The sequence below is a fragment of the Aeromonas sp. R1-1 genome (genome assembly GCF_040908495.1).
Classification (GTDB): Bacteria; Pseudomonadota; Gammaproteobacteria; order Enterobacterales; family Aeromonadaceae; genus Aeromonas; species Aeromonas veronii.
This window is the reverse complement of record NZ_JBFODV010000230.1, coordinates 1-2511: the sequence shown is the minus strand read 5'-3', so window position 1 is coordinate 2511 and position 2511 is coordinate 1. Positions and strand designations below refer to the sequence as shown.

General features: G+C 59.5%; 1 protein-coding gene and 1 pseudogene. One reads left to right on the top strand and one right to left on the bottom strand.

The annotated features are described in order from the left end of the window. Nucleotides 1-715: pseudogene (locus AB5Y92_RS15420) on the top strand (IS1595 family transposase); the annotation flags it as partial. Between the two features lie 29 nt (nt 716-744). Here the strand turns inward: AB5Y92_RS15420 and AB5Y92_RS15415 are convergent. After that, entirely contained in the window at nt 745-2160 is a 1416-nt protein-coding gene (locus AB5Y92_RS15415) for a DASS family sodium-coupled anion symporter (protein WP_076495096.1), read from the bottom strand. Between the last annotated feature and the right edge of the window lie 351 nt (nt 2161-2511).

Here is a 2511-nt window from a genome sequence, read left to right as displayed (position 1 = left end):
GTTCTGACCAAGACGCCCTTGGCCAGATTGCGTAAAGCACAGTGCTGGGAAGACTACGCGCAAGCCCTCATCGAAGGACTGACTGTCCGCCAGGCCACGCGGCGCTGTGGGGTCAGCAAAAACACCGCGTTCCTCTGGCATCACCGCTTCTTGCGCGCGATGGTAACCCATCAGGCCCCCCGGGAAGAGGGCATCGTTGAGGTTGATGAGACCTTCCTCCTTGAATCGTTCAAGGGGCAACGGGACCTACCGCGTCCACCACGCCATCGCGGTGGTAAAGGCCGAACTTGTGGAACAGGGCCCGATTACATCCCGGTGATGGTGGTACAAGACCGTGCAAGCCACCATGCGGATTTTCAATTGGAGAAAATAGATGCCGAGACAGTCATCGCAGTGTTGAAGCAGTTAGTGTCACCGGATGCGGTGCTGTGTAGCGATGGTGCGGGTGTGTATGACTGTACAGGGTGTAACCCATCAGGTGGTGTGCAATCGTCAAGGCGAACGGGTGGTCGGTGCGTATCACATCCAGCACGTAAACGGGTATCACCATCGGTTGAAAGAGTGGATGGAGCGGTTTCATGGCGTGGCGACGCACTACCTGAAGAACTACCTGGGTTGGCGCAGAATGCTGGGGCGTTACGGGATGGGGGTGAATATCAAAGCATGTTTGCATGAGGTGCTGGGGCACCCAATGCAACACGTAATTGGGACATAGCCTTTCTTATCGGACAAACGGACTAGCAACTAGATCAACCCCCAAGCGGCAATCTGGTAGATCCATACCATAGCCAGCAGTGTGCCGACCAACCCCATGATGACACCGATACGCACCATCTGGTGACTCTCCACCAGACCGGTGGCGTGGGCCAGCGCATTGGGCGGGGTACTAATGGGCAGCGACATCCCGAGCGAGACCGAGATGGTAACCGCCAGGATCAGGGTATGACTGCCGCCCCACTCGGCCAACTCCGGCATGCTGACCGCCAGTGCAGCCACCAGTGGCAGCAGCAGGTTGGCGGTTGCGGTGTTGGACATAAAGTTGGCCATCACCACTGCCAGCAGACAGGCGCCGACCAGCACCGCCAGCGTGGAGTACTCGTGGAACGGAATATGGGTGATGAGCCGCTCGGCCAACCCGGAGTCCTCCAGCGCCAGCCCCAGCGCGATACCGCCCGAGACCAGCCAGAGCACGTCGAGGGAGATCTTGTGCAGATCGTCCTTGGTGATGATGCCGGTGGTCAGGAACACAGCTACCGGGATCATGGCGACCACGTAGGAGCTCATGCCGTGCAGATCCCCCAGCAGCCAGAGCACTATGGTGGTGATAAAGGTGAGGTAGACCACCCAGGCGCGAGGGGTCTGCATAAAGCGCCCCTCAATCTTGAGATCCATCCGCTTTAGAGTGCTCGGGAAGAAGCGCCCCAGCAGGAACCAGCCAAGCAGCAACAGCAGTACCACGAAGGGCACCGCAAATCCCATCCACTGCCCGAACGAGATGGCATGCTCGCCGGTCAGGTATTTGAGGGCCACTGCGTTGGGCGGAGTGCCGATGGGAGTGCCGATCCCCCCGAGGTTGGCCGCCAGCGGAATGGCCAGCACAAAGCCGATTTTGGCCGGGTCTTTGTCGGGGAACGCCGCCAGCACCGGGGTAAGGATGGCCAGCATCATGGCGGTGGTGGCGGTATTGCTCATGAACATGGAGAAGGTGGCGGTGATCAACATCAGCCCCAGCATGACGATCCGGGGATCCTGACCGAACGGGCGCAGCAACACCCGCGCCAGATTGACGTCCAGATGGTATTTGGTCGCCGCAATAGCGAGGAAAAAACCGCCGAGAAACAGCATGATGACCGGCGAGGCAAACGTCGCCATCACCTCGGTGGACTTGAGCAACTCACCAAACCCCGGTTCGGCCTTGTCGGCAGTCATGAACCAGAGCCCCTTGTCAGAGAGCAGCAGCAGCTCCAGCACGATGATCAGCACCGAGGTGGCGAAGATAGGGATGGGCTCCAGGATCCAGCAGAGGGCGGCCAGCACGAAAATAGCCACGACCCGCTGCTCGATGACGGTGATCCCCTCCAGCGGGATCCAGTGGGTCGGGATCAGCAGGATGGCGAGGCTCAGCAGCAGTGGCAGAATAATCTTGTTATTGATGGGCACTATTGTCTCCAGGATCGGGAGTAAGAAGCCAATAGTGGCATAACATGCTATCGCCTCACGCGGCCAACTCGCCAAAATGAGAGCTGGCTAACTGCACGGCGCACCGTTTTGTGAGTCATATCAAGCTGGGGTCGGCGCGCGATGGCTGACGCCTCAACCCTTGCAACAAACAGGCAATAAAACGGGCCCGCTGTTCGTTGCACACGACAGCGGGCCCGTTTCACCATTCATGCCGATGAGGGGGCTCAGAAGTAGACACCGCTGGCAGAGCTGGAGGCCGAGCTGGCGCGGGTGCACGGCGCCTGTTGCGAGGCGATTGACAGTCAGGTGCGGGAGGTGCGCTATGGATAG